This window comes from Kitasatospora sp. NPDC043950 (assembly GCF_056435345.1).
Genome location: NZ_JBWKER010000024.1, coordinates 17,190 through 39,266 on the forward strand (window position 1 = coordinate 17,190; position 22,077 = coordinate 39,266).

A 22,077-nucleotide genomic window follows, 5' to 3' on the forward strand; every position below is an offset into this window, starting at 1 on the left:
CACTCGTCCGGAGTAGTCCGGGCTGCGGCACTCACCCCGTCGAGTGATGCTGCTGACGGCTGCGCCCAGCCGCCAGCAGCATCACCACCGACCGAGGGAGAGCGCATGAAGGCCGCCGTCGTCCACGACTTCACCGCGCCGCTGGTCATCGAGGACCGCCCCGTCCCCGAGCCCGCGCCGCACCAGGTCAGGGTCAGGATCGAGGCGTCCGGCCTCTGCCACACCGACATCCACGCCGCCCACGGCGACTGGCCGGTCAAGCCGAGCCCGCCGTTCGTGCCCGGCCACGAGGGCGTGGGGATCGTCGAGGCGGTCGGCGGGGAGGTGCGCAACGTGCGGGTCGGCGAACGGGTCGCCATCCCCTGGCTGGCCGACGCCTGCGGGCGCTGCGACCAGTGCGTCTCCGGCTGGGAGACGCTCTGCCTCCAGCAGCACAACAGCGGCTACTCGGTGGACGGCGCCTACGCCGAGTACGCGCTGGCGCACGGCGACTACGTGGTGCCCGTCCCGGACGGCCTCGACCCGCTCGACGCCGCGCCGCTGTCCTGCGCGGGCGTCACCACCTACAAGGCGCTCAAGGTCTCCGGCGCCCGCCCGGGCACCCGCGTCCTGGTCTCCGGCATCGGCGGGCTCGGCCACCTCGCGCTCCAGTACGCGCGGATCTTCGGCGCCGAGACCATCGCGGTCGACGTCACCGACGACAAGCTCGCCCTGGCCCGCGAACTCGGCGCCGACCACGTCCTCGACGCGCGCACCCAGGACGTCGCGGCGGAGGTCCAGCGGCTCGGCGGCGCCCACGCGGCCATCGCCCTCGCCGTCAGCAACGCCTCCTTCCAGGCCGCTTACGGTGCGCTGCGGCGCGGCGGCACGCTCGTGCTGGTGGCGCTCCCGGCCGGCGGGAAGCTCGAACTGCCGGTGTTCGAAACCGTGTTGAACGGCACCAAGGTGATCGGCTCGATCGTCGGCACCCGCCAGGACCTCGCCGAGGTCTTCCGGCTGCACGCCCTCGGCCGCACCCGCGTCATCCTTGAGCCCCGCCGCTTGGAGGAGGTGAACGCCTGCTTCGACGAGGTGCTGGGTGGCAAGGTCTCCGCCCGGCTGGTCTTCGACCTGCGCTGAGCGGCCTGCGCTGAGCAACCTGCGCTGAACCCGGCCCCGGCCGAACGGGTGCGCCCACCGGTCAGCCGCGCCCGCCGGTTCGCCGCGCCCGGCACCCGTCCGTCCGCCGTCGGGACGCGGCTCGCGGCCGATCCGCCCCCTTGACCGGCCCGTTCGGGCACCAGAGGCCCCGCGGGTCACGCCCGCCCCACCCCCGTCCGGGCCCGGTTGCAGTTCCGTCTCCGTTCCGTCCGGCGGGGGGCGCGGCGCCGCCCGGTCCGGGATCGTGGGGGCAACGACTCGTTGGGCGGGGGGAGTTGCCGTGGGGGACGGCCAGGAGTTGGTGCCCGTGGTGGTGGGCGTGCTGGTGCGGGCGGCCGAGGGGGTGGCGGGCGGCCCGGGGCGGTCGGTGGCGGATCTGGTGCGGGTGCGGCTGCGGGCGACGCCGGAGGGCGCCCGGGCCGTGGACGCGGTCGAGGCGAACCCGGGGGACGCCCGGGCGCGGGGTGGGCTGACCGCCGCCGTCGGCGAACTGCTCACCACGGACCCGGCGTTCGCGCGGTACCTGGCCACCACCGAGCTCGGCCGGCCCGCCGACCCGCCGACCGTCCACCTCCGGGTCGATCCGGCCGTCGCCGGGGCCCAGGCCCGGGCCGCCCGGATCGGCGCCGCCCCCGTCCTCGTCACGCTGGCGCTGATCGTGGTCACCGCCCTGGTCGCCGTCGGGATCAACCTGGGCTCGCGCCCGCTGCTGCGGCCGGGCGGGCCCGACCTGGCCCACGCCGGGCGGACGCTGCGCGACCCGGCCCAGGTGCAGGGCGTGCTACCCGACCTGCGGGCCATGCCGGGCGGCTGGCAGGTGGAGAGCGGCCCACAGTCGGGAGCGGGCCCGGGCGAGGACGTGCCCTGCCTGCTCCCGGACGCCTGTGACCAGCAACTCGCCTACGCCACCGTGACGTTCCGCGCCGTGACCACGCACAGCGCACAGTTCACCGTGGTCACCTTCGCCTCCGCCGACGCCGCCGGCCGGGCCTTCGACGCGATGCTCGCCCACGTCGGCGGCGCCGACGCGGCCGCCGCCGTCCCCCTCCCCTCGATCGGCGACCAGCGCGCCGCCCGGACGCACGGCGCGGAAGGGGCGGAGGCCCTGGTGCGGGTCGGCATCACGCTGCTGTACGTCCGCGATTCGGGCCCGGGCTCCGACGCCGCCACTCCGGTGCTGGCCCTGTTCGCCCGACTGCTGGCCGAACGCGCCCAGCAGGCCGAGGACGGCCGCGAGCCCGACGCCGCCGCCCAGGGGGCCACCGCCTGACCCGGCCGCCCGCAGCCCCTGCTTGAACGCGCCGCACCCCGACCGAACCGGTCGCCGGGTGCGGCTGCCGTTGCGCCGGGACACGGGTGGGGCCACCGGTGAGGCCGCGAGGGGCCCGCTCCCCCGAATGCGTGTATCGCTCTCTTGACTGGCGTCACCAACACGCCATACTGGCCTCACTCCCCGCTCGCACGATGAGGTGCCCGCCCATGGAGCTATCCCCCTCCGCGCACGTGGACACGTTCTGCCGCGACCATCTCCCACCCTTCGACCAGTGGCCAGAACTCCGCTTCGACATACCGGAGTTGTTCTATCCGGACCGGCTGAACTGCGCCCAGGCGCTGCTCGACGGAACGATCGCCCGGTACGGCCCCGACCGCCGCTGCCTGCTCACCCCGACCGGCCAGTGGACCTACGGCGAACTGCGCGACCACGCCGACCGGGTGGCCCGGCTGCTGACCGAGGACCTCGGCCTGGCCACCGGCAACCGGGTGCTGCTCCGCGGCCCCAACACCCCCTGGCTGGTGGCCTGCTGGCTCGGCGTCCTGAAGGCCGGCGGCGTCGCCGTCAGCACCATGCCGCTGCTGCGGGCCGCCGAACTGACCGGACTGCACCGGATCGCCCGGCCCGCCATCGCCCTGTGCGACCACCGCTACCTGGACGACCTCGCCCGGGCCGAGACACCCGGCCTGCGGGTGCTCGCCTTCGGCGGGCCCGGCCCCCAGGACCTGACCGCCCGCTGCGCCGCCAAGAGCGGCGGCTTCACCGCCGTGCCCACCGCCGCCGACGACGTCGCGCTGATCGCCTTCACCTCCGGAACCACCGGACGGCCCAAGGCCACCCTGCACTTCCACCGCGACGTGCTCGCCAACGCCGACACCTTCTCCCGCCACCTCCTGCGCCCCACCCCCGACGACCTGTTCGCCGGCACCCCGCCGCTCGCCTTCACCTTCGGACTCGGCGGCCTGGTGGTCTTCCCGCTGCGCGCCGGCGCCGCCAGCCTCCTGCTGGAGCAGGCCACCCCCGAGCAGCTCGCCGAGCAGGTCCACCGGCACCGGGTCGGCGTGCTGTTCACCGCGCCGACCGCCTACCGGGCGATCCTGGCCGCCGGGCTCGCCGACCGCCTGTCCGGCGTACGGCGTTGCGTCTCGGCCGGCGAGCACCTGCCCGCCGCCCTCTGGGAGGCCTTCCACGCGGCCACCGGGCAGCGGCTGATCGACGGCATCGGCGCCACCGAGCTGCTGCACGTGTTCATCTCCGCCGCCGACGGCGACATCCGCCCCGGCGCGACCGGCCGCCCCGTCCCCGGCTACCGGGCCGCCGTCCTGGACGAGCAGGGCCGGCCGGTGCCGGACGGCGTGCCCGGTCTGCTCGCCGTCAAGGGCCCGACCGGCTGCCGCTACCTGGACGACGAGCGCCAGCGCGACTACGTCCGCAACGGCTGGAACCTCACCGGCGACACCTACGTCCGCGACCGGGACGGCTACTTCTGGTACCAGGCGCGCAACGACGACATGATCGTCTCGGCCGGCTACAACATCGCCGGCCCCGAGGTCGAGCAGGCCCTCGCCGCCCACCCCGACGTCGCCGACTGCGCGGTGGTCGGGGCGCCGGACGAACGGCGCGGCACCGTGGTGAAGGCCTACGTGGTGCTGCGCGAGGGCGCGCCCACCGGGCCGGAGCAGGTGCGGAGCCTCCAGGAGCACGTCAAACGGACCATCGCCCCGTACAAGTACCCGCGCGCGGTCGAGTTCGTCACCCGGCTGCCGCGCACCGCCACCGGCAAGCTGCACCGCGCCGAGCTGCGCCGGCTGGCCGCGACCGCCCCGGCCAGTGTGGCGATCGAGCGCCGGGTCGAGTGGTCCGACACCGACGCGGCCGGTCACTACCACTTCTCGGCCGTCCAGCGCTGGGCCGAGGCCGCGGAGGCGGCGCTGCTGCGCCGGCTGGGCCTGGCCGAGCTGTTCGGGCGGATCCCGCGGGTGCACTTCGAGGCCGACTACCGCGAGCGGCTCTGGTTCGGCGACCTGGTCCGCACCGAGCTGCGGGTGGTCCGGGTCGGCGGCTCCTCGCTGCACTACGCCTTCGAGGTGCACGGCCCGCACGGCCTGGCCGCGTCCGGGCGGATGTCGGTGGTGCACGCCGCGCCGAACGCCAAGGGCGCCGAACCCTGGCCCGCGCCGGTGCGCCGCGCGCTGGCCGAGGCCGGACCGCAACAGCCGGAGGTGGTGCGGTGACCACCGCGGCCCGCACCACCACCACCGCCCGCACCACCGCGGCCCGCCGCATCGCGAACCCCACCACCGCCCGCCGCATCGCGGTGATCGGCGCCGGTCCGGGCGGGCTCTACTTCGCCGCGCTCGCCAAACGGCTGGCACCGCACCGGGAGATCACCGTCTTCGAACGCGACGGCCGGGAGGACGAGTTCGGCTTCGGCGTGGTGTTCTCCGACGAGACGCTGGACGGCATCGCCCAGGCTGACCCGGAGGTCTTCGCCGCCATCGGTGCCGAGTTCGCCCGCTGGAGCGACATCGACGTGCGCTACGCGGGCGAGGTCCGCACCTGCGGCGGGCACGGCTTCGCGGCACTCGACCGCAACCGGCTGCGCGCGATCCTGCAACAGCGCTGCGAGCAGCTCGCGGTGGACGTGCGCTACCGCACCCCCGCCCCTCCGGTCGACCGGCTCGCCGCCGAGTACGACCTGGTGGTCGCCGCCGACGGCATCCACTCGGGCACCCGGGCGGCCTACGCCGACACCTTCCGGCCCGACCTGGACGAGCGGCACTGCCGCTACATCTGGCTCGCCACCGACAAGGTCTTCGAGGCCTTCACCTTCATCGTCGAGCGGTTCGACTTCGGCACCCTCCAGGTGCACGCCTACCCGTACAGCGCGACCCGTTCCACCTTCATCGTGGAGATCGCCGAAGACGCCTGGCGCCGCGCCGGGTTCGCCGCCCTCGCCGCCCGGGAGCCGGCCCGCGGCGCGAGCGACGAGGCGAGCGTGCGGCGCTGCGCGGACCTGCTCGCCGGGCACCTGGACGGCCACCGGCTGATCCCGAACGCCTCCCGCTGGATCCGCTTCACCACCGTGCGCAACGCCCGCTGGCGCCACCGCAACGTGGTGCTGCTCGGCGACGCGGCGCACTCCGCGCACTTCTCGATCGGCTCGGGCACCAAGCTCGCCCTGGAGGACGCCCTCGCGCTCGCCGCGAGCCTGCACGAACAGCCGGCGCTGGAGCAGGCGTTGGCCGCCTACGAGGCGGAGCGGCGCCCGGTGGTGGAGTCCACCCAGCGGGCCGCGCAGGCGAGCCTGGAGTGGTTCGAGACGGTGGAGCGGCGCACCGGGCAGGGCGCCGACCGGTTCGCGTTCAACCTGCTCACCCGCAGCCGCCGGGTCACCTACGGCAACCTGCGGGCCCGCGACCCCGACTTCGTCGACGCGGTGGACGCCGCCGCCGGCGGCCCGCCCGGTGTGCCGCCGATGTTCCGGCCGCTGAAGCTCGGCGCCCTGGAGCTGCGCAACCGCGTCGTGGTGCCCCCGCTCGCCACCTTCACCTCCACCGACACCCTGCCCAGCGGCTTCGACCGGGCCCAGCTGACCGCGCACGCGCTCGGCGGCGCCGGGCTGGTCCTCGCCGGGATGGCCGCCGTCAGCCCCGGGGGCCGGGCCACCGACCGCTGCCCGGGGCTGTGGAACGACCGCCAGGAGACGGCCTGGCGCGAACTCGTCGACGCCGTCCGCGCGGTGAGCGACACCCCGGTCGGCCTCCAGCTGACCCACGCCGGCCGCCGGGGCGCCACCGCCGCACCCGGCCCGGACGGGATCGGGCGTCCACTCGCCGACGGCTGGCCGCTGCTCGCCGCCTCCCCGCTCCCCTGGGGCCCGGACAGCCCTCCCCCGCACGCGGCCACCGCCACCCAACTGGCCACCGTGGTATCGGACTTCACCGAGTCGGCGGAACGCGCGGCACGGGCCGGCTTCGACGCGCTGGAGCTGCAGTTCGGCCACGGCCACCTGCTCTCCGGCTTCCTCTCACCGCTGACCAACCACCGCACCGACCGCTACGGCGGCCGGCTCGCGCACCGGCTGCGGCTGCCGCTGGAGGTGCTGGCGGCCGTCCGCGCGGTCTGGCCTGCCGGGCGGCCGCTACTGGTGCGGATCTCGGCCTGCGACTGGGCGCCCGGCGGCACCACCGGACCGGAGGCCGTCACGATCGGCCGCGCGCTGGCCGACGGCGGGGCGGACGCGGTGGACGTGTCCACCGGCGAGGTGGTCGCCCACCAGCGGCCGCCGTACGGACGCGGGTACCAGACCCCGTTCGCCGAGCTGATCCGCGCCGCCACCGGCCTGCCGACCATCGCGGTCGGCGCGATCTCCGGGCACGACGACGCCAACTCCGTGCTCCTGGCCGGGCGGGCCGACCTGGTCGCGATCGGGCGGGCCCAGCTGTACGACCCGCTCTGGACGCTGCACGCCGCCGCCGAGCAGGGCTACACCGGGCCGGGCGCGCACTGGCCCGGCCCCTGGTCGGCGGGCAGCCGCAGACCACCGGGCCCGAACGCCGACCGGGTCGCACCGCGCCTGCACCTGCTCGCCGAGCCCGCCGCGCCGGTGCACCGCCGCTGGCCGCCGCCCACCCCCGAACCGCGCTGAGCAGCCGAGGAGGAACCATGCCCGACCTGCCCCGCTTCACCGCCGCGGCCGTCCAGGCCGCCCCCGTCTACCTGGACCCGGCCGCCACCGTCGACAAGGCCGTCGCCCTGATCCACGAGGCGGCCGGCCACGGCGCCGCCCTGGTGGTCTTCCCCGAGGTCTTCGTCCCCGGCTACCCGTACTGGAACTGGACGATGAACCCGGTGCAGGGCTCGCCCTGGTACGAGCGCCTCTACCGCGCCGCCGTCGACGTCCCCGGCCCGTACGTCGACACGCTGCGCGCCGCCGCCCGGCAGGCCGGCGTGGTGCTGGTGATCGGCGTCAACGAACGCGGCCAACACAGCCTCGGGGTGCTCCACAACACCTTGCTGATCATCGGCGCGGACGGAGAACTCCTCGCCGTGCACCGCAAGTTGGTGCCGACCTGGGCCGAGAAGCTGACCTGGACGCCCGGCGACGGCAGCTCCCTGCGGGTGCACCGCACGGCCGTCGGCCCGCTCGGCGCGCTCGCCTGCGGCGAGAACACCAACACCCTGGCCCGCTTCACCCTGCTGGCCCAGGGCGAACTCGTCCACGCCGCCAGCTACATCGCCCTGCCGGTGGCCCCCGAGGACTACGACATGGCGGAGGCGATCGCGCTGCGCGCCGCCGCGCACTGCTTCGAGGGCAAGCTGTTCACCGTGGTCTCCTGCTCCACCATCTCGCCCGAGATGGTGGACCTGATCGCCGGCGACGACCACCAGGTGCGCAAGCAACTCGCCCGCCCGCGCAGCGCGTTGTCCGGCATCTTCGGCCCCGACGGACGCCCGGTGGGCGAGCCGCTGGTGGACGAGGAGGGCATCGTCTACGCCGAGATCGACCTCGGCCGGTGCATCCAACCCAAGCAGATGCACGACATCGTCGGCCACTACAACCGCTTCGACGTCTTCCGGCTGCACGTGGACAACCGCCCGCTGCGGCCGCTGGTGTTCCCGGAGGAGCAGGCATGACCAGCGACGACGGCACGACCGACCGCCACGGCACGACCGACCGCCACGGCACCACCGACCCCCACGGCACCGCCAACCCCCACGGCACCACCGACCAGGGCCGCACGGCCGACCACGACGACGACCAGCTCGGCCGCGCCAGGGTCACCGACAGCCCCGAACTCACCGCCTACTACGAGGAACTGGCCGAGCACGAGGCCGGCGCCCTGTGGACGGTGGCGAACGAGATCGAGCCCTGGTACCCGCAGCCCAAGTCGGTGCCGGTGCTCTGGCGCTACGCCGACCTGCGCCCGCTGGTCCGCAAGGCGCTGCCGCTGGTCAAGGCCGACGACGCCGGCCGCCGGGTGGTGATGCTGGTCAACCCCGGGCGCCGCGAACTGAGCGCCGCCGTCGGCCTGCTGTACACCGGCCTCCAGATCATGGGCCCCGGCGAGGCGATGACCGCGCACCGCCACCAGGCCGCCGCCCTGCGCTTCGTCCACGAGGGCACCGGCGCCTGGACGGTCGTGGACGGCCAGAAGCTCAGGGTCGGCCCGCGCGACTTCGCCATCACGCCCAACAACTCCTGGCACGAGCACGGAAACGAGTCCGACGACGCCCCGGTGATCTGGCAGGACGGCCTGGACATCCCGCTGGTCAACATGCTCGACGCGAACTTCTACGAGGTCCACCCGGAGCTGTACCAGCGGCCCGGCCCGGTGGTGAACTCCTCGCTGCTGAGCTACGGCGGCAACCTGCTCCCGTACGGCGTCGAGACCTGGAGCAGGCCCTACTCCCCCCTGCTCGGCTGGCCCTGGGAGCCGAGCTACCACGCGCTGTGCCGACTCGCCCGCGCCACCGGGGGATCGCCGTACGACGGCGTCATCATGGAGTACACCAACCCGGTCACCGGCGGCCCGGTGATGCCGACCATGGCCGCCCACCTGCAACTGCTGCGCCCCGGCCAGGCCACCCGCGCCCACCGCCACACCGGCTCGGTGGTCTACACGGCGGCCAAGGGGCGCGGCGTCTCGGTGATCGCCGGGCGGCGCTTCGAGTGGCAGCAGGGCGACGTCTTCGTCGTCCCGTCCTGGGCCTGGCACGAGCACGCGAACCTCGACCCCGGCGAGGACGCCTGCCTGTTCTCCTTCAACGACTTCCCGGTGATGCACTCGCTCGGCCTCTACCGCGAGGAGGCCCACCCGGCGCACGACGGGCACCAGGGCCCGGCCTGACCCACCGGACACGCGCCCCACCACCGCCCGGCAACCCCGAGGAGCCCCGACCATGCACCTGTTGACCTACTGCGCGGACGGCGACGAGACCCCGCGCCTCGGCGCCCGGCTCGGCGACCAGGTCGCCGACCTGACCGCCCTCGCCACCGCCGCCGGCGCCCGGCTGCCCGACGGCCTGCTCGACCTGGTCCGGGCCGGCGAGGCCGCGCTGGCCACCGCCCGCACGCTGCTGTCCCACGCCGGGCCCGGCCACCCCGCCGTCCGCCCGCTCGCCGAGGTCTCGCTGCGCGCGCCCCTGCGGCCCGGCAAGATCGTCGGTGTCGGCCTCAACTACGTGGAGCACGTCGCCGAATCGCACCGCACCCTGGACACCGAGCGCGAACTGCCCGACCGGCCGGTGCTGTTCAGCAAGCCCGCGACCGCCGTCACCGGCCCGGGCCAGCCCATCCGGCACAACGCCGACCTGACCAAGCAGCTCGACTGGGAGTGCGAACTCGCCGTGGTGATCGGCGAGCCGGCCTTCCGGGTGGCCGAGCGGGACGCCTGGCGGCACGTCTTCGGCTACAGCATCGTCAACGACGTCAGCGCCCGCGACCAGCGCCGTTCCGGGCAGTGGTTCTTCTCCAAAGGACAGGACAGCTACGCGCCGTTCGGCCCGGTCGTGGTCACGGCCGACGAGATCCCCGACCCGCAGGACCTCGACCTTTCACTCAGGGTCAACGGCGAGCTGCGACAGGACTCCAACACCCGCCACATGCTGTTCGGCATCGCCCGCCTGATCGCCGACATCTCCTCCGGCGTCACCCTCGAACCGGGCGACGTGATCGCCACCGGCTCCCCGTCCGGCGTCGGCGCCGGCCTGGTGCCGCCGCAGTTCCTCCAGCCCGGCGACCTGGTCGAGGCCACCATCGAGCGGATCGGCACCCTCGCCAACCCGGTGGTCGACGCCCGCTGAGCGGAGCACCCCACCCCGGCCAGCTCCCGAGAGGAGCCCCAGCACCCCATGACCACCTACCGGATCGGCCAGATCGTCCCCAGCTCCAACGTCACCATGGAGACCGAGGTCCCCGCCCTGCTGCGGGCCCGCGAGGCGGTCGCGCCCGAGCGGTTCACCTTCCACTCCAGCCGGATGCGGATGACCAGGGTCACCCCCGAGCAACTGCGCGCCATGGACGCCGAGTCCGACCGCTGCGCGGCCGAACTCTCCGACGCCCGGGTCGACGTGCTCGGCTACGCCTGCCTGGTCGCCGTGATGGCCACCGGCCCCGGCTACCACCGCGAGGCCGAACAGCGCCTGCACCGGCGCACCGCCGAGAACGGCGCCCCCGCCCCCGTGGTCACCAGCGCGGGCGCCCTGGTGACCGGCCTGCACACGCTCGGCGCCAAGAAGGTCGCCCTCGTCACCCCGTACCTGCGGCCGCTGGCCCGGACCGTGGTCGACTACCTGGCCCACGAGGGCATCGAAGTGCTCGACTACGCGGCCCTGGAGATCCCCGACAACCTCGACGTGGCCGCCCACGACCCGGCGCGGCTCCCCGCCATCGCCCGGCGTCTCGCCCACGCCGAGGCCGACGCGGTGGTGCTCTCGGCCTGCGTGCAGCTGCCCTCGCTGTCCGCCGTCGAGGAAGCCGAACAGCAGCTCGGCAAGCCGGTCGTCTCGGCGGCGATCTGCACCGCCCACCAACTGCTGCGCGCCCTCGGCCTGCCGGCCGTCGCCCCCGGCGCCGGGCACCTGCTCTCCGGCGCCTACGCCCAGGCCTGACGCCGGGCTCCCACCGCTATGATCACCACGAGCTGCCGGGGAGGAGGCGCACCATGTCGGAGAGCACGACCCGGCCCAGCTCGCTCATCCACACCGTGTACGGCGAGTTCGTGCGCCGCCTCGGCGGCTGGATCTCGATCGCCGACCTGATCGCGCTGATGGCCGAACTCGACGTCGACGGCCCGGCGGTGCGCTCGGCCATCTCCCGGCTGAAGAAGGCCGGCACCCTGTTCCAGGAGCGCCGCGACGGCACCGGCTACCGGCTCGCCCCGGCGATGGACCCGGTCTTCGAGGAGGGCGACCGCCGGATCTTCCACAGCCTGGAGCCCGCCGAACTCGCCGACGGCTGGGTGGTCGCGGTCTTCTCGGTGCCCGAGTCCGAGCGCGCCCACCGCCACCAGCTGCGCTCCCGGCTGAGCTGGCTCGGCTTCGGCAACGCCGCCCCCGGCGTCTGGCTGGCGCCCGCCCGGCTGCTGCCGGACGCCCGGCGGCTGCTGGAGCGCCTCGGGCTGAGCGCCTACGTGCACCTGTTCCTGTCCGCCGAGTACGCGGGCTTCGCCGAACTGCGCACCGCGGTGGCCGGCTGGTGGGACTTCCCGGCGATCGAGGCGCAGTACGCGGCCTTCGACGACGCCTGGCGCCCGGTCGCCGCCGAACTGCGCGGCCGGCCGCGGGTCGACCCGGTCGAGGCGTTCCGCGACTACGTCCCGATGCTCACCCAGTGGCGCCGGCTGCCCTACCTGGACCCGGGCCTGCCCGAACCGCTGCTGCCCGCCGACTGGAACGCCGTCGCCGCGCGGGCCGTCTTCACCGAGCTGCACGCGCTGCTCGCCGAGCCCAGCCTGCGGCACGTCGAGAAGGTCACCGGCCTGTCGGCCGGCGCCCCACCCCACCAGGAGCCGCGATGACCGACCCCGCCCCCGCCGACCTCCTCGTCCGCGCCGCCGCCGTCCACACCCTCGTCCCCGGCCGGCCGCCGCAGCGGGCGATCGCCGTCACCGGGGCACGGATCACCGCCCTGTCCCCCGACCCGCACGGCCTGGACGACCTGGTCGGACCGGCCACCGAGGTCCTGGACGCCCCCGCCGCGACGGTGCTGCCCGCCTTCGACGACACCCACACCCACCTGATCCTGGCCGGCCACAGCGTCCACGGCGTCCCCGTCCACCGGGCGCGCGACCTCGCCGCGTTCCTCGGCCTGATCCGCGAACGCGCCGCCCAGACCCCGCCCGGCCAGTGGATCCACACCACCGTCAACTGGCAGGAGGTGCTGCTCGCCGAGCAGCGGCTGCCCACCACCGCGGAACTGGACGAGGCCACCGCCGACCACCCCGTCCTGGTCCGCCGCGGCGCCTACAACATGGTGCTCAACTCGGCCGCGCTGCGCCTCGCCGGCATCACCGCCGACACCCCCGACCCGCCCGGCGGCCTGCTCGAACGCGACGACCGGGGGCGACTCACCGGGCGGCTGGTCAACAAGGCGGTCGAACTGGTCGAGCGGATGCTGCCGCGCCCCGCGCTCGCCGAACGGGTGGCCGGCCTGCGCGCCGCCTCCGCCGGCTACGCCGCCACCGGCATCGGCACCGTCCGCGACTGCCTCGTCCCGGTCGAGGACCTCGACGTGCTGCTCGCGGCCCGGGCCGCCGGCGCGCTCGCCGTCCGGGTCCGGGCGCTGGTCTCCGGCTTCGCCGCCCGCACCCCCGAGCAGGTCGACGAGCTGCTGGACCGGATGGACGCCTGGCGCGCCGCCGGCGAGGACGACGACCTGCTGCGGCTGTGGGGGGTGAAGTTCGGCATCGACGGCGGCTTCGAGGCCGGCGCGCTGGAGGAGCCGTACCAGGACCGGCCCTGCTACCACGGCCGGCTGCTCTGGGAGCCGAAGGAGCTGGTCGCGGCCGTCGACCGGGTGGTCGGGCGCGGCTGGCGGGTCGGCGTGCACGCCTGGGGCGACCGCGGCCTGCGCACCCTGCTGGACGTCTTCGAGGAGGTGCTCGACCAGCGCCCCGGCCTGCCGCCCGGCACGCTGGTGGTCGAGCACGGCGGACTGGCCCGGGCCGACCAGCGGGCCCGGGCGATCGCGCTCGGCGTACCCGTCACCGTGCAGCACCCGCTGCTGCACGACGGCGCGCTCGCCCAGCAGCGGGCCTGGGGCGAGGAGCGGACCGCCGGGATCTTCCCGCTGCGCGAATGGCTCGACGAGGGCGCGCTGCTGGCCGCCGGCTCGGACTTCCCGGTCGGCCCGTACGGCGCGATGGTGTCGGTGTGGGGCATGACGACCCGCCGGACCACCGCCGGGGTGGTGGGGCCCGAGCACGCCGTCGACCGGGCCGAGGCGGTCGCGCTGCACACCGTCCACGCGGCCCGGCTGATGGGCGAGAGCGCCGAACGCGGCAGCCTGCGGCCGGGGGCGCTGGCCGATCTGACGGTGTGGCCGGTCGATCCGCTGAGCTGCCCGGTGGACGTGCTGCGCGAGCTGCGGCCCGAGCGCACGGTCGTCGGCGGGCGGACCGTCCACCCGGCCCAGGCCTAAGGACCGTCCGGCCGGACCTCCTGGAGCAGCCCCCAGGTGAAGTCGGCGGTGCACGGGCGCGCCCGCCCGTCGGCGTCCGGGGCGGTGAAGTCGAGCTGGAAGCGGGTCGGCGCGCTGCCCTCGCGCGGCCGGGCGGGCGGAAACGCGGCGCCCAGGTCGGCGACCACGCAGCTCCACGGCGCGAGGTCGGCGAGGGTGCGCAGCCCGGGCGCCGGGGCGTCCGGTCCGCGCACCAGCCACTCGTTCAGCAGCGGCCGACCGGCCTGCGCCGGACCGAGCAGGCTCTCGAAGCGCAGCTCGGGCCAGAGCGGCAGCGCCCACTGCCGCGCGGTGCAGGCGAGGTCCCCGATCCGGCGCGGCACCACCGCCTGCGGCGGGCCGAGGACGGCGGCGCAGCGGTCGGCGCCGCGTGGGAACCGGGGCGAGCGGACCATCGCCTGCCAGCGCTTGTTCGCCTCCCGCATGGCGGCCCGGGTCGCGCCGAGCCGCCGCACGGCCTGCTCGACCGGTTCCGGGTTGAAGTCGGCCATCCGGCGCAGCAGCACGAGCTGGAACTCGGTGGCCCCGAAGCCGTGGATCGCCATGGCAGCAGGGTAGTGCCCGGGGCGTGGCACCGCCCTGCCGCCGAAGCGTTCGACCGTCGAAGGGGTCGAACGCCGAAGGGGTCGAACGCCGGGGCCGTCAGCCCCCGACGTAGGCCGCGAGGTGCTCGCCGGTGAGGGTGGAGCGGGCGGCGATCAGGTCGGCGGGCGTGCCCTCGAAGACGATCCGGCCGCCGTCGTGGCCGGCGCCCGGGCCGAGGTCGATGATCCAGTCGGCGTGCGCCATCACCGCCTGGTGGTGCTCGATGACGATGACCGACTTGCCGGAGTCCACCAGCCGGTCGAGCAGCCCGAGCAACTGCTCGACGTCGGCGAGGTGCAGGCCGGTGGTCGGCTCGTCGAGGACGTAGACGCCGCCCTTCTCGGCCATGTGGGTGGCCAGCTTGAGCCGCTGCCGCTCGCCGCCGGACAGCGTGGTGAGCGGCTGGCCGAGGCTGAGGTAGCCGAGCCCGACGTCGGCGAGGTTGGCGAGGATGCGGTGCGCGGCCGGGATGCGGGCCTCGCCGGTGCCGAAGAACTCCTCGGCCTCGGTCACCGGCATCGCGAGCACCTCGCTGATGTCGCGGCCGCCGAGGTGGTACTCCAGCACCGAGGCCTGGTAGCGCTTGCCCTCGCACTCCTCGCAGGTGCTGGCCACGCCGGCCATCATCGCCAGGTCGGTGAAGACCACCCCGGCGCCGTTGCAGTTGGGGCAGGCGCCCTCGGAGTTGGCGCTGAACAGGGCCGGCTTGACGCCGTTGGCCTTCGCGAAGGCCTTGCGGATCGGCTCCAGCAGCCCGGTGTACGTCGCCGGGTTGCTGCGCCGGGAGCCGCGGATGGCGCCCTGGTCGACGGACACCACGCCCGCGCCCGTGGGGATCGAGCCGTGCACCAGCGAGCTCTTCCCGGAGCCGGCGACGCCGGTGATCACGGTCAGCACCCCGAGCGGGATGTCGACGTCGACGTCGCGCAGGTTGTTCGCCCTCGCGCCGCGGATCTCCAGGGTGCCGTTCGGCTCGCGCACCGCCTTGCGGACCGCGGCCCGGTCGTCGAAGTGGCGGCCGGTGACGGTGCCGCTGGACCGCAGCCCCTCGACGGTGCCCTCGAAGCAGACCGAGCCACCCGCCGTCCCGGCGCCGGGTCCGAGGTCGACGACGTGGTCGGCGATCGCGATGGTCTCCGGCTTGTGCTCCACGACCAGCACCGTGTTGCCCTTGTCCCGCAGCCGCAGCAGGAGTTCGTTCATCCGCTGGATGTCGTGCGGGTGCAGGCCGGTGGTGGGCTCGTCGAAGACGTACGTGACGTCGGTGAGCGCCGAGCCGAGGTGCCGGATCATCTTGACCCGCTGCGCCTCGCCGCCGGACAGCGTGCCGGACGGCCGGTCGAGCGAGAGGTAGCCCAGCCCGATCTCCACGAACGAGTCGAGGGTGTGCCGCAGGGTCCCGAGCAGCGGCGCCACGGCCGGCTCGTCGAGGTCGCGGACCCAGGCGGCCAGGTCGCTGATCTGCATCGCGCAGGCGTCGGCGATGCTGGTCCCGCCGATCAGCGACGACCGGGCCGCCTCGCTGAGCCGGGTGCCACCGCAGTCGGGGCAGGCGGTGAAGGTGACCGCCCGGTCGACGAACGCCCGGATGTGCGGCTGCAGCGCGTCCCGGTCCTTGGTGAGCATCGACTTCTGGATCTTCGGGATCAGCCCCTCGTAGGTGAGGTTGACCCCGTTGACCTTGACCTTGGTCGGCTCGCGGTGGAGGAAGTCCTGCATCTCCTTCTTGGTGTACTTGCGGATCGGCTTGTCCGGGTCGAGGAAGCCCGAGTTCGCGTAGATCCCCACCGTCCACCAGCTGTCGGTCTTCCAGCCGGGGATGGTGATCGCGCCCTCGGAGATCGACTTGGTGTCGTCGAAGAGCTGGGTGAGGTCGATGTCGGAGACGCTGCCGCGGCCCTCGCAGCGCGGACACATGCCGCCGGTGATGCTGAAGCTGCGCCGCTCCTTGACGGTCTTCCCGCCGCGCTCGACGGTGACGGCGCCCGCCCCGCTGATCGAGGGGACGTTGAAGGAGAACGCCTTGGGCGAGCCGATGTGCGGCTGCCCGAGCCGGCTGAAGAGGATCCGCAGCATCGCGTTGGCGTCGGTGGCGGTGCCGACCGTGGAGCGGGGGTCCGCGCCCATCCGCTGCTGGTCGACGATGATCGCGGTGGTCAGCCCCTCCAGTACGTCGACCTCGGGCCGCGCCTGGGTCGGCATGAAGCCCTGGACGAAGGCGCTGTAGGTCTCGTTGATCAGCCGCTGCGACTCGGCGGCGATCGTGTCGAACACCAGGGAGCTCTTGCCGGAGCCGGAGACGCCGGTGAACACCGTCAGCCGCCGCTTCGGGAGCTCGACGCTGACGTCCTTGAGGTTGTTCTCGCGCGCGCCGTGCACGCGGATCAGGTCGTGACTGTCGGCACCGGGTGCCGCCGGCGGCTGCGCGGCCGTCCTCGTGGGCTTGCTCATCGTCTTCCCCATCTGTGCGGCGGAGCCGCCGTCGCGGTGGCTGATCACCGGCCGCCGCACCGGGGAGGGGAGCCCCGTCCACCGGTGCCGGCCAGGCATGGCGGAAGCCTAACCGCCGTCCCGAGGACGGCCCGGCCGGTGGGCCCGCGGATCGGCGTCCGGTACCGGCCGCACGGCGTGGCACGATCGCAGGGCGGCCGGACGGGGGGAGCCCGCCCGACCGCCCCGGTCGGCCTCAGTCCTTCACCACGCCGGCCGGCGTCAGTCCTTCACCGCGCCCGCCAGCCCGGACACCAGCTTGCGCTGGACCGCGATGAAGAAGATCAGCACCGGCACCGTCATCAGCGTCGACGCCGCCATGATGCCGCCCCAGTCGTTCTCGTCCGGCTTGAAGAAGACCAGCAGCGCGGACGGCAGGGTCTGGTTCTGGGTGGCGCTGATGATGAAGGTCTTCGCGAAGACGAAGTCGTTCCACGCGGCGATGAAGGAGAACACGCTGGTCGCGGCGAGGCCCGGGGCCACCAGCGGCAGCAGGATCCGCCACAGGATGCGGGTGCGGCTGGCGCCGTCGATCTGCGCGGCCTCCTCGATCGACACCGGGACGGCCGCGACGAAGCCGCGCATCATCCAGATGCCGAACGGCAGCGAGAACGCCAACTGCACCAGGATCAGCGAGGCGAGGGTGTTCAGCCCGATGCCCGGCGCGAACCGGCCGGCGTCGCGGAACATGAAGAACAGCGGGATGGTGAGCGCCTCGACCGGGATCATCTGGGCGATCAGGAACATCACCATGATGGTGGTGCGGAACCTGAACCGGAACCTGGTCACGGCCACCGCCGCCAGGAACACCACGACGGCCGAGAGCACCACCACCGACACCGCGATCACCAGGCTGTTCACGAAGTACCGGCCGAAGCCGTCCACGCTGAGCACCTGGCGGAAGCTCTCCAGCGTGGGGTGCGCCGTCCACGGCTTCGGATCCAGCGACCGCACCTCGCCCTTGGGCTTGAAGGCGGACAGCACCATCCAGAAGATCGGGAAGGCGGTGACCATGGCCAGCACGATCGCGCCGGTGTTGGCGGCGAGCCGCCAACGGCCGCGGGTGTTGCGGGTGGTGCGGCTCCGGGCGGTGCCGGTTCCGCCGGTGCCGGTCCGGGAGTCCCGGACGGGGTTCAGGGCGCTCACAGTTCGTTCCCCGTCCGTCGCAGGGTGCGGATGTAGAGGACCGTCGGGATCACCAGGATCAGCAGCATGATCACGCCGATCGCCGCGCCGAGCCCGTACTGCGAGGAGGCGAACGCCTTCTGGTACGCGTACACGTTGAGCACCAGGTTCTGGCCGGCGATGCCGCCGCCCTCGGTCATCACGTAGATCTGGGTGAAGACCTTGAAGTCCCAGATCACCGACTGGATCACCACGATGGTCAGGATCGGCCGCAGCATCGGCGCGGTGATCCGGCGGAAGGTCGTCCAGGTGTTGGCGCCGTCCAGGGCGGCGGCCTCCATGATCTCCTCCGGGATCGCCCGGATCCCCGCGTAGAGGGTGACCATCACGAAGGGGAAGGAGTGCCACACCACGACGGCGCCGACGATCAGGAACGCCGTCCACTTGTCGTAGAACCAGTTGAACTCGTGGAAGCCGGTGAGCCCGAGCTTCACCAGCGTGTGGTTGACCAGGCCGAGGTTGGTGTCGAACAGGAAGCTCCACACCGTCGAACCGGTCATCGCCGGAGCCGCCCAGGCCGCCATCGCGGCGGTGGTCAGCACCAGCCGGGGCCACCGCCCGACCTTGGTCAGCAGGACGGCGAGGGTCGCGCCGACGGCCAGGGTGGCGACCACGCAGAACGCGGCGAACCCGACCGTCTGCAGCAGCACCGACCAGAACTGGCCGTCGCTCAGGATCTTCGAATAGTTGCCGAAGCCGACGAAGGAGGTCGGGGCGCCCCCGGAGGCCTGGGCCTGCCCGAAGTCCAGCACGGACAGCAGGCCCAGCTGGTAGATCGGGTAGGCGACCAGCGGGATCAGGATGACCGCGGCCGGCAGGAGCAGCAGCAGCGGGGGCCGGCGGCGCCGGCCGCCCGAGGGTGCGGCCGGCGCCGTGCCCCCACGGCGCCCGCGCGGGGAAGGCGGCGCCGTCGGGGCGGTCGTGGTGGATGCGGACACGTGCGGGACCTGCTCTCTTCCGCGGACCAGGAGGTCGGTGCGGGACCAGGAGGTGGTACGGAACCAGGGGTTGGTACGGGGGTTGGAGGCGGGGCCGGGGGTCGGAGGCGGGTGCGCGGCCGCCGTCAGTGCGCGGCGAAGGCCGAGGTGATCTGGTTCGCGGCGTCGCCCGAGGCCTTCGCCACGTCCGCCTTGCCGGTGACCACCTGCTGCAGCATGGTCGGGATCACCGCCTGGGCGTCGATCTGCGCCCACGCCTGGTCGAGCGGGACGAACCTGGTGCCGGCCGCGATGGTGTCGGTGAACGGCTTCAGGAAGGCGTCCTTGGCGGCGACCTTGCCGCTGACGGACTTGAGCGTCGGCAGGTTGCCCATCGCGTCGTACATCTGCTCCTGGTACGCCGGGCCCGCCAGCAGTTCGGCGAATTCAAGGGCGAGCGTGCGGTGCTTGGCCGCCTTCATCACGCCGAGGTTGTTGCCGCCCGCGAACGCCGGGGCGATCGAGCCGGCCTTCTCCCCGGGCAGCGGCACCACGCCGTACTTGCCCTTCACCGGGCCCCCGTCGACCTTGCTGCGGCTGGAGTTGGGCAGGATCGCCATCGCCGACTTGCCGGCCGCGAACAGGTCGACGGTCTTGCCGCCGGTGAGGTCGGCGCACTGCTGGGCGGGGCAGCCGTCGGCGCCGAAGAGATCGGTGTAGCGCTTGATCCCGGCCTGCGAGGCGGGCGAGTTGATGGCCGCCTTGTACGCGGAACCGTCCTTGGCGGCGATGTCGCCGCCCGCGTCCCAGACGAACGGCAGCGCCCCGAAGGTGTACTTGCCGCCGACGGCGATGCCGAAGGTGTCGGGGTTCGCGGCGTGGATCTTCTGGGTGGCGGTGACAAGTTCGGCGTACGAGGTCGGCGGGGTCAGCCCGGCCTCGGTGAACAGGTCGCTGCGGTAGTAGAGCGCGCGCACGGCGACCCACCAGGGCAGGCCGTACGTCTTGCCGTCCACCACGGCGGTCTTGACGATCGCCGGGTCGAGGTCGCCCTTGTCCTGCCACTTGTCGAGGTCGGCGCCGATCTCGGCGAGGCCGCCGGCCGCGACGTAGCCGGGGAGGTCGGTGTTGCCGAACTCGACCAGGTCCGGGGCGCTGCCCGGGTCGTTGAAGGCGCCCTTCATCTTGGCCGCGCGGGCGGAGGCGTCGGTGTCGATGTAGCTGACCTTGACGGTGACGCCCTGGTGGGAGGCCTGGAACTCGCTCACCGCCTTGCCGACCACGGCCTCCTTGGCCGCGTTGCCCGCCTCGTTGTACAGCCAGACCTGGAGGGTGCCGGTCCGGTCGTCGGCGGCCTTGTCGCCGGCCGGCGCGGCGGTGCCCGGCGCGCAGGCGGTCGCGGCGAGGCAGCTGGCGGCGAGCACGGCGGCCGCGGCAGTCCGTCTGATGAGTCGCATGGGTGGAGAACCTCCCCTCCCGACAGTTGCCGCCGAGACGTGCGCCGCTGGGGACGGGTACGTCGAAGCAGGCCCTGACCGGGGCCGATGGTGGGTGTGGGTGGAGGACGGCCCGGACGCGTTGGGGGGCGTCCCGGGCAGGCCGGTACGGGGGTACGGCAGGGCGGACCGTTCGGGTGGGGCGGCGTCGCCTGCTCGATGGCAGGGACGTTAAGCGCGGGCGATCGGCGCCAACAAGAGGGGGTTCGGGAAGTTTTGCACTGCACAACGTTGTGTCGAAGAAGTGGCGTTGCGGACGCGAACGGGTACCTTCTGACAACCGCCGCCGTCGAGCGGGGGGAACACCGGCAGCACGCGGCAGCAGCACACGGCTGCAGTACACGGCGCTGGCACTCGGCAGCGGAACGAGACAGGGACGGACCACCCATGACGGAGACGGGGCCCGACGCGGAGACCGAGCGGCCCGCGGGCACGGCGGCCGACGGACCCACCGGCGCTGCGGCCGAACGACCCTCGGGCGCAGCCGCCGGGCGCAAACCCGCGACCGAACGCAACCAGTCGTCCTCGCTGCGCCGCGCGCTCGCCGTCCTCGGCCACGTCCGCGACCACAGCGACGGGCGCGGCGTCCCGCTCGCCCAACTCGCCGAAGCGCTCGGCCTCAACAAGAGCACCGTGCTGCGGCTCGCGGGCCCGCTGCTCGACGAGCACCTCCTCGACCGCGACCGCGAGACCGGCTGGTTCCGGCTCGGCCACGGCTCGCTGCGCCTTGGCCAGGCCTACCTCTCCACCCTCGACCTGCGCAGCGTCGCCGCCGAACACCTGCGCCGACTCCAGCGCGAGGCCGGCGAGACCGTCCACCTGACCGTCTGGCAGGCCCCCGGAATCGTCTACCTGGACAAGGTCGAGGACGAGACCAACGTCCGCATGGCCTCCCGCGTCGGCAGCCGGGCCCCCGCCTACTGCACCGCCACCGGAAAGGCCATCCTCGCCTGGCTGCCCGACGAGGCCGTCACCGAGGTCGTCGCCGCAGGCCTGCGCCCGGTCACCGCCTGGACCATCTCCGACGAGACCCGGCTGCGCGCCGACCTCGCCCGGATCCGCGCCCGCGGCTACTCCATCGACGACCGCGAGAACGAACCCGAGGTCCGCTGCGTCGCCGCACCGATCTTCGACCACGCCGGCGAGGTCACCGCCGCCCTGTCGGTCTCCGGCCTGACCTCCCGCATGACCGCCGCCCGCGTCCGCGCCCTCGGCCCCGTCGTCGCCCAGGCCGGGCTGCGGATCTCCCGCGAACTCGGTTCCGACCGCCAGCCGTCCTGAGCCCCGGCCCGGCCCAGGCCGGGGCTTCCGGGCTTCCGGGCTTCCGGGCTTCCGGGCTTCCGGGCTTCCGGCCGGGGCTATTCCGAGGGCAGCAGGACCCGCTGCTCCACCGGGGAGGACAGGATCACCGACGTCGCCGTCCGACCGAGCACGGAGATCGCCTCCCCAAAAGCAAACAAGGCCCGGCACCTTTAGAAAGGCACCGGACCCCGTCCGACTATTGGAGCGCCAGGCCCGGATCGCACGGACTCTTCCTACTGAAAGTAGGACGTGCTCTGGTAGCACCACTGACGCCTGACGAGGAATCATCTCCCTCGCGACACCCAGAACAATACCAGCCCCACACCCACACACCGAACCCCGACCAACCCGCACCCCAAAAGCAAACAAGGCCCGGCACCCTTTGAAAGGCACCGGACCCCGTCCGACAATTGGAGCGCCAGGCCCGGATCGCACGGACTCTTCCTACTGAAAGTAGGACGTGCTCTGGTAGCACCACTGACGCCTGACGAGGAATCATCTCCC

General features: G+C 73.7%; 16 protein-coding genes. 11 read left to right on the forward strand and 5 right to left on the reverse strand.

The window, feature by feature from the left end; translation table 11 throughout:
* Positions 1–105 precede the first annotated feature (105 nt).
* The 10 genes from adhP to AC07BF_RS17770 all read left to right on the forward strand — a co-directional run bounded on the left by adhP (position 106) and on the right by AC07BF_RS17770 (position 13,559).
* Complete coding sequence (adhP, locus tag AC07BF_RS17725) at positions 106–1,119, forward strand: alcohol dehydrogenase AdhP (RefSeq protein ID WP_363585213.1); 1,014 nt, start codon at positions 106–108, stop codon at positions 1,117–1,119.
* A gap of 301 nt (positions 1,120–1,420) precedes the next feature.
* Positions 1,421–2,410 carry a hypothetical protein gene (locus AC07BF_RS17730; RefSeq protein WP_363585215.1) on the forward strand — a complete coding sequence of 330 codons (990 nt, stop codon included), beginning with the start codon at positions 1,421–1,423 and terminating at the stop codon, positions 2,408–2,410.
* A gap of 209 nt (positions 2,411–2,619) precedes the next feature.
* A complete protein-coding gene (locus AC07BF_RS17735; RefSeq protein WP_478333578.1) occupies positions 2,620–4,647 on the forward strand; it encodes an AMP-binding protein in 2,028 nt (675 codons plus the stop codon).
* Positions 4,644–7,064, forward strand: a complete 2,421-nt coding sequence (locus AC07BF_RS17740; protein ID WP_478333579.1) for an oxidoreductase — start codon at positions 4,644–4,646, stop codon at positions 7,062–7,064. Before AC07BF_RS17735 ends, AC07BF_RS17740 begins: the two co-directional genes overlap by 4 nt.
* Positions 7,065–7,081: 17 nt before the next feature.
* Complete coding sequence (locus tag AC07BF_RS17745; protein ID WP_363585217.1) at positions 7,082–8,053, forward strand: carbon-nitrogen hydrolase family protein; 972 nt, start codon at positions 7,082–7,084, stop codon at positions 8,051–8,053.
* Positions 8,050–9,267: a cupin domain-containing protein gene (locus tag AC07BF_RS17750; protein WP_363585219.1), complete on the forward strand. Its 1,218-nt coding sequence runs from the start codon at positions 8,050–8,052 to the stop codon at positions 9,265–9,267. Before AC07BF_RS17745 ends, AC07BF_RS17750 begins: the two co-directional genes overlap by 4 nt.
* 52 nt (positions 9,268–9,319) lie before the next feature.
* Positions 9,320–10,222, forward strand: coding sequence for a fumarylacetoacetate hydrolase family protein (locus tag AC07BF_RS17755; protein WP_363585221.1), 903 nt, complete (start codon positions 9,320–9,322; stop codon positions 10,220–10,222).
* 48 nt (positions 10,223–10,270) lie between these two features.
* Positions 10,271–11,029, forward strand: a complete 759-nt coding sequence (locus AC07BF_RS17760; protein ID WP_363585223.1) for a maleate cis-trans isomerase family protein — start codon at positions 10,271–10,273, stop codon at positions 11,027–11,029.
* Between the two features lie 53 nt (positions 11,030–11,082).
* A complete protein-coding gene (locus AC07BF_RS17765; protein WP_363585225.1) occupies positions 11,083–11,937 on the forward strand; it encodes a PaaX family transcriptional regulator in 855 nt (284 codons plus the stop codon).
* Positions 11,934–13,559, forward strand: a complete 1,626-nt coding sequence (locus tag AC07BF_RS17770) for an amidohydrolase (protein ID WP_363585227.1) — start codon at positions 11,934–11,936, stop codon at positions 13,557–13,559. The genes AC07BF_RS17765 and AC07BF_RS17770 overlap by 4 nt, the downstream gene beginning before the upstream one ends.
* On the opposite strand, the gene AC07BF_RS17775 is transcribed toward AC07BF_RS17770, so the two are convergent.
* From AC07BF_RS17775 to AC07BF_RS17795, 5 genes are all read right to left on the reverse strand, one after another.
* The gene (locus tag AC07BF_RS17775; RefSeq protein ID WP_363585229.1) at positions 13,556–14,143 is read right to left on the reverse strand and encodes a hypothetical protein; all 588 of its coding nucleotides are present in this window, start codon (positions 14,141–14,143) and stop codon (positions 13,556–13,558) included. The two genes, AC07BF_RS17770 and AC07BF_RS17775, sit on opposite strands and share 4 nt — an antisense overlap.
* A gap of 97 nt (positions 14,144–14,240) precedes the next feature.
* Positions 14,241–16,634, reverse strand: coding sequence for an excinuclease ABC subunit UvrA (locus AC07BF_RS17780; RefSeq protein ID WP_363585313.1), 2,394 nt, complete (start codon positions 16,632–16,634; stop codon positions 14,241–14,243).
* Positions 16,635–16,895: 261 nt separating this feature from the next.
* Positions 16,896–17,687, reverse strand: coding sequence for a carbohydrate ABC transporter permease (locus AC07BF_RS17785; RefSeq protein WP_363585314.1), 792 nt, complete (start codon positions 17,685–17,687; stop codon positions 16,896–16,898).
* Positions 17,688–17,815: 128 nt separating this feature from the next.
* Positions 17,816–18,796: a carbohydrate ABC transporter permease gene (locus AC07BF_RS17790; protein ID WP_063350256.1), complete on the reverse strand. Its 981-nt coding sequence runs from the start codon at positions 18,794–18,796 to the stop codon at positions 17,816–17,818.
* A 125-nt stretch (positions 18,797–18,921) separates the two neighbouring features.
* Complete coding sequence (locus AC07BF_RS17795; protein WP_363585231.1) at positions 18,922–20,232, reverse strand: extracellular solute-binding protein; 1,311 nt, start codon at positions 20,230–20,232, stop codon at positions 18,922–18,924.
* 426 nt (positions 20,233–20,658) lie between these two features.
* Here AC07BF_RS17795 and AC07BF_RS17800 point away from each other — a divergent pair, with 426 nt between their 5' ends.
* Positions 20,659–21,552, forward strand: a complete 894-nt coding sequence (locus AC07BF_RS17800; RefSeq protein ID WP_363629507.1) for an IclR family transcriptional regulator — start codon at positions 20,659–20,661, stop codon at positions 21,550–21,552.
* Positions 21,553–22,077 lie beyond the last annotated feature (525 nt).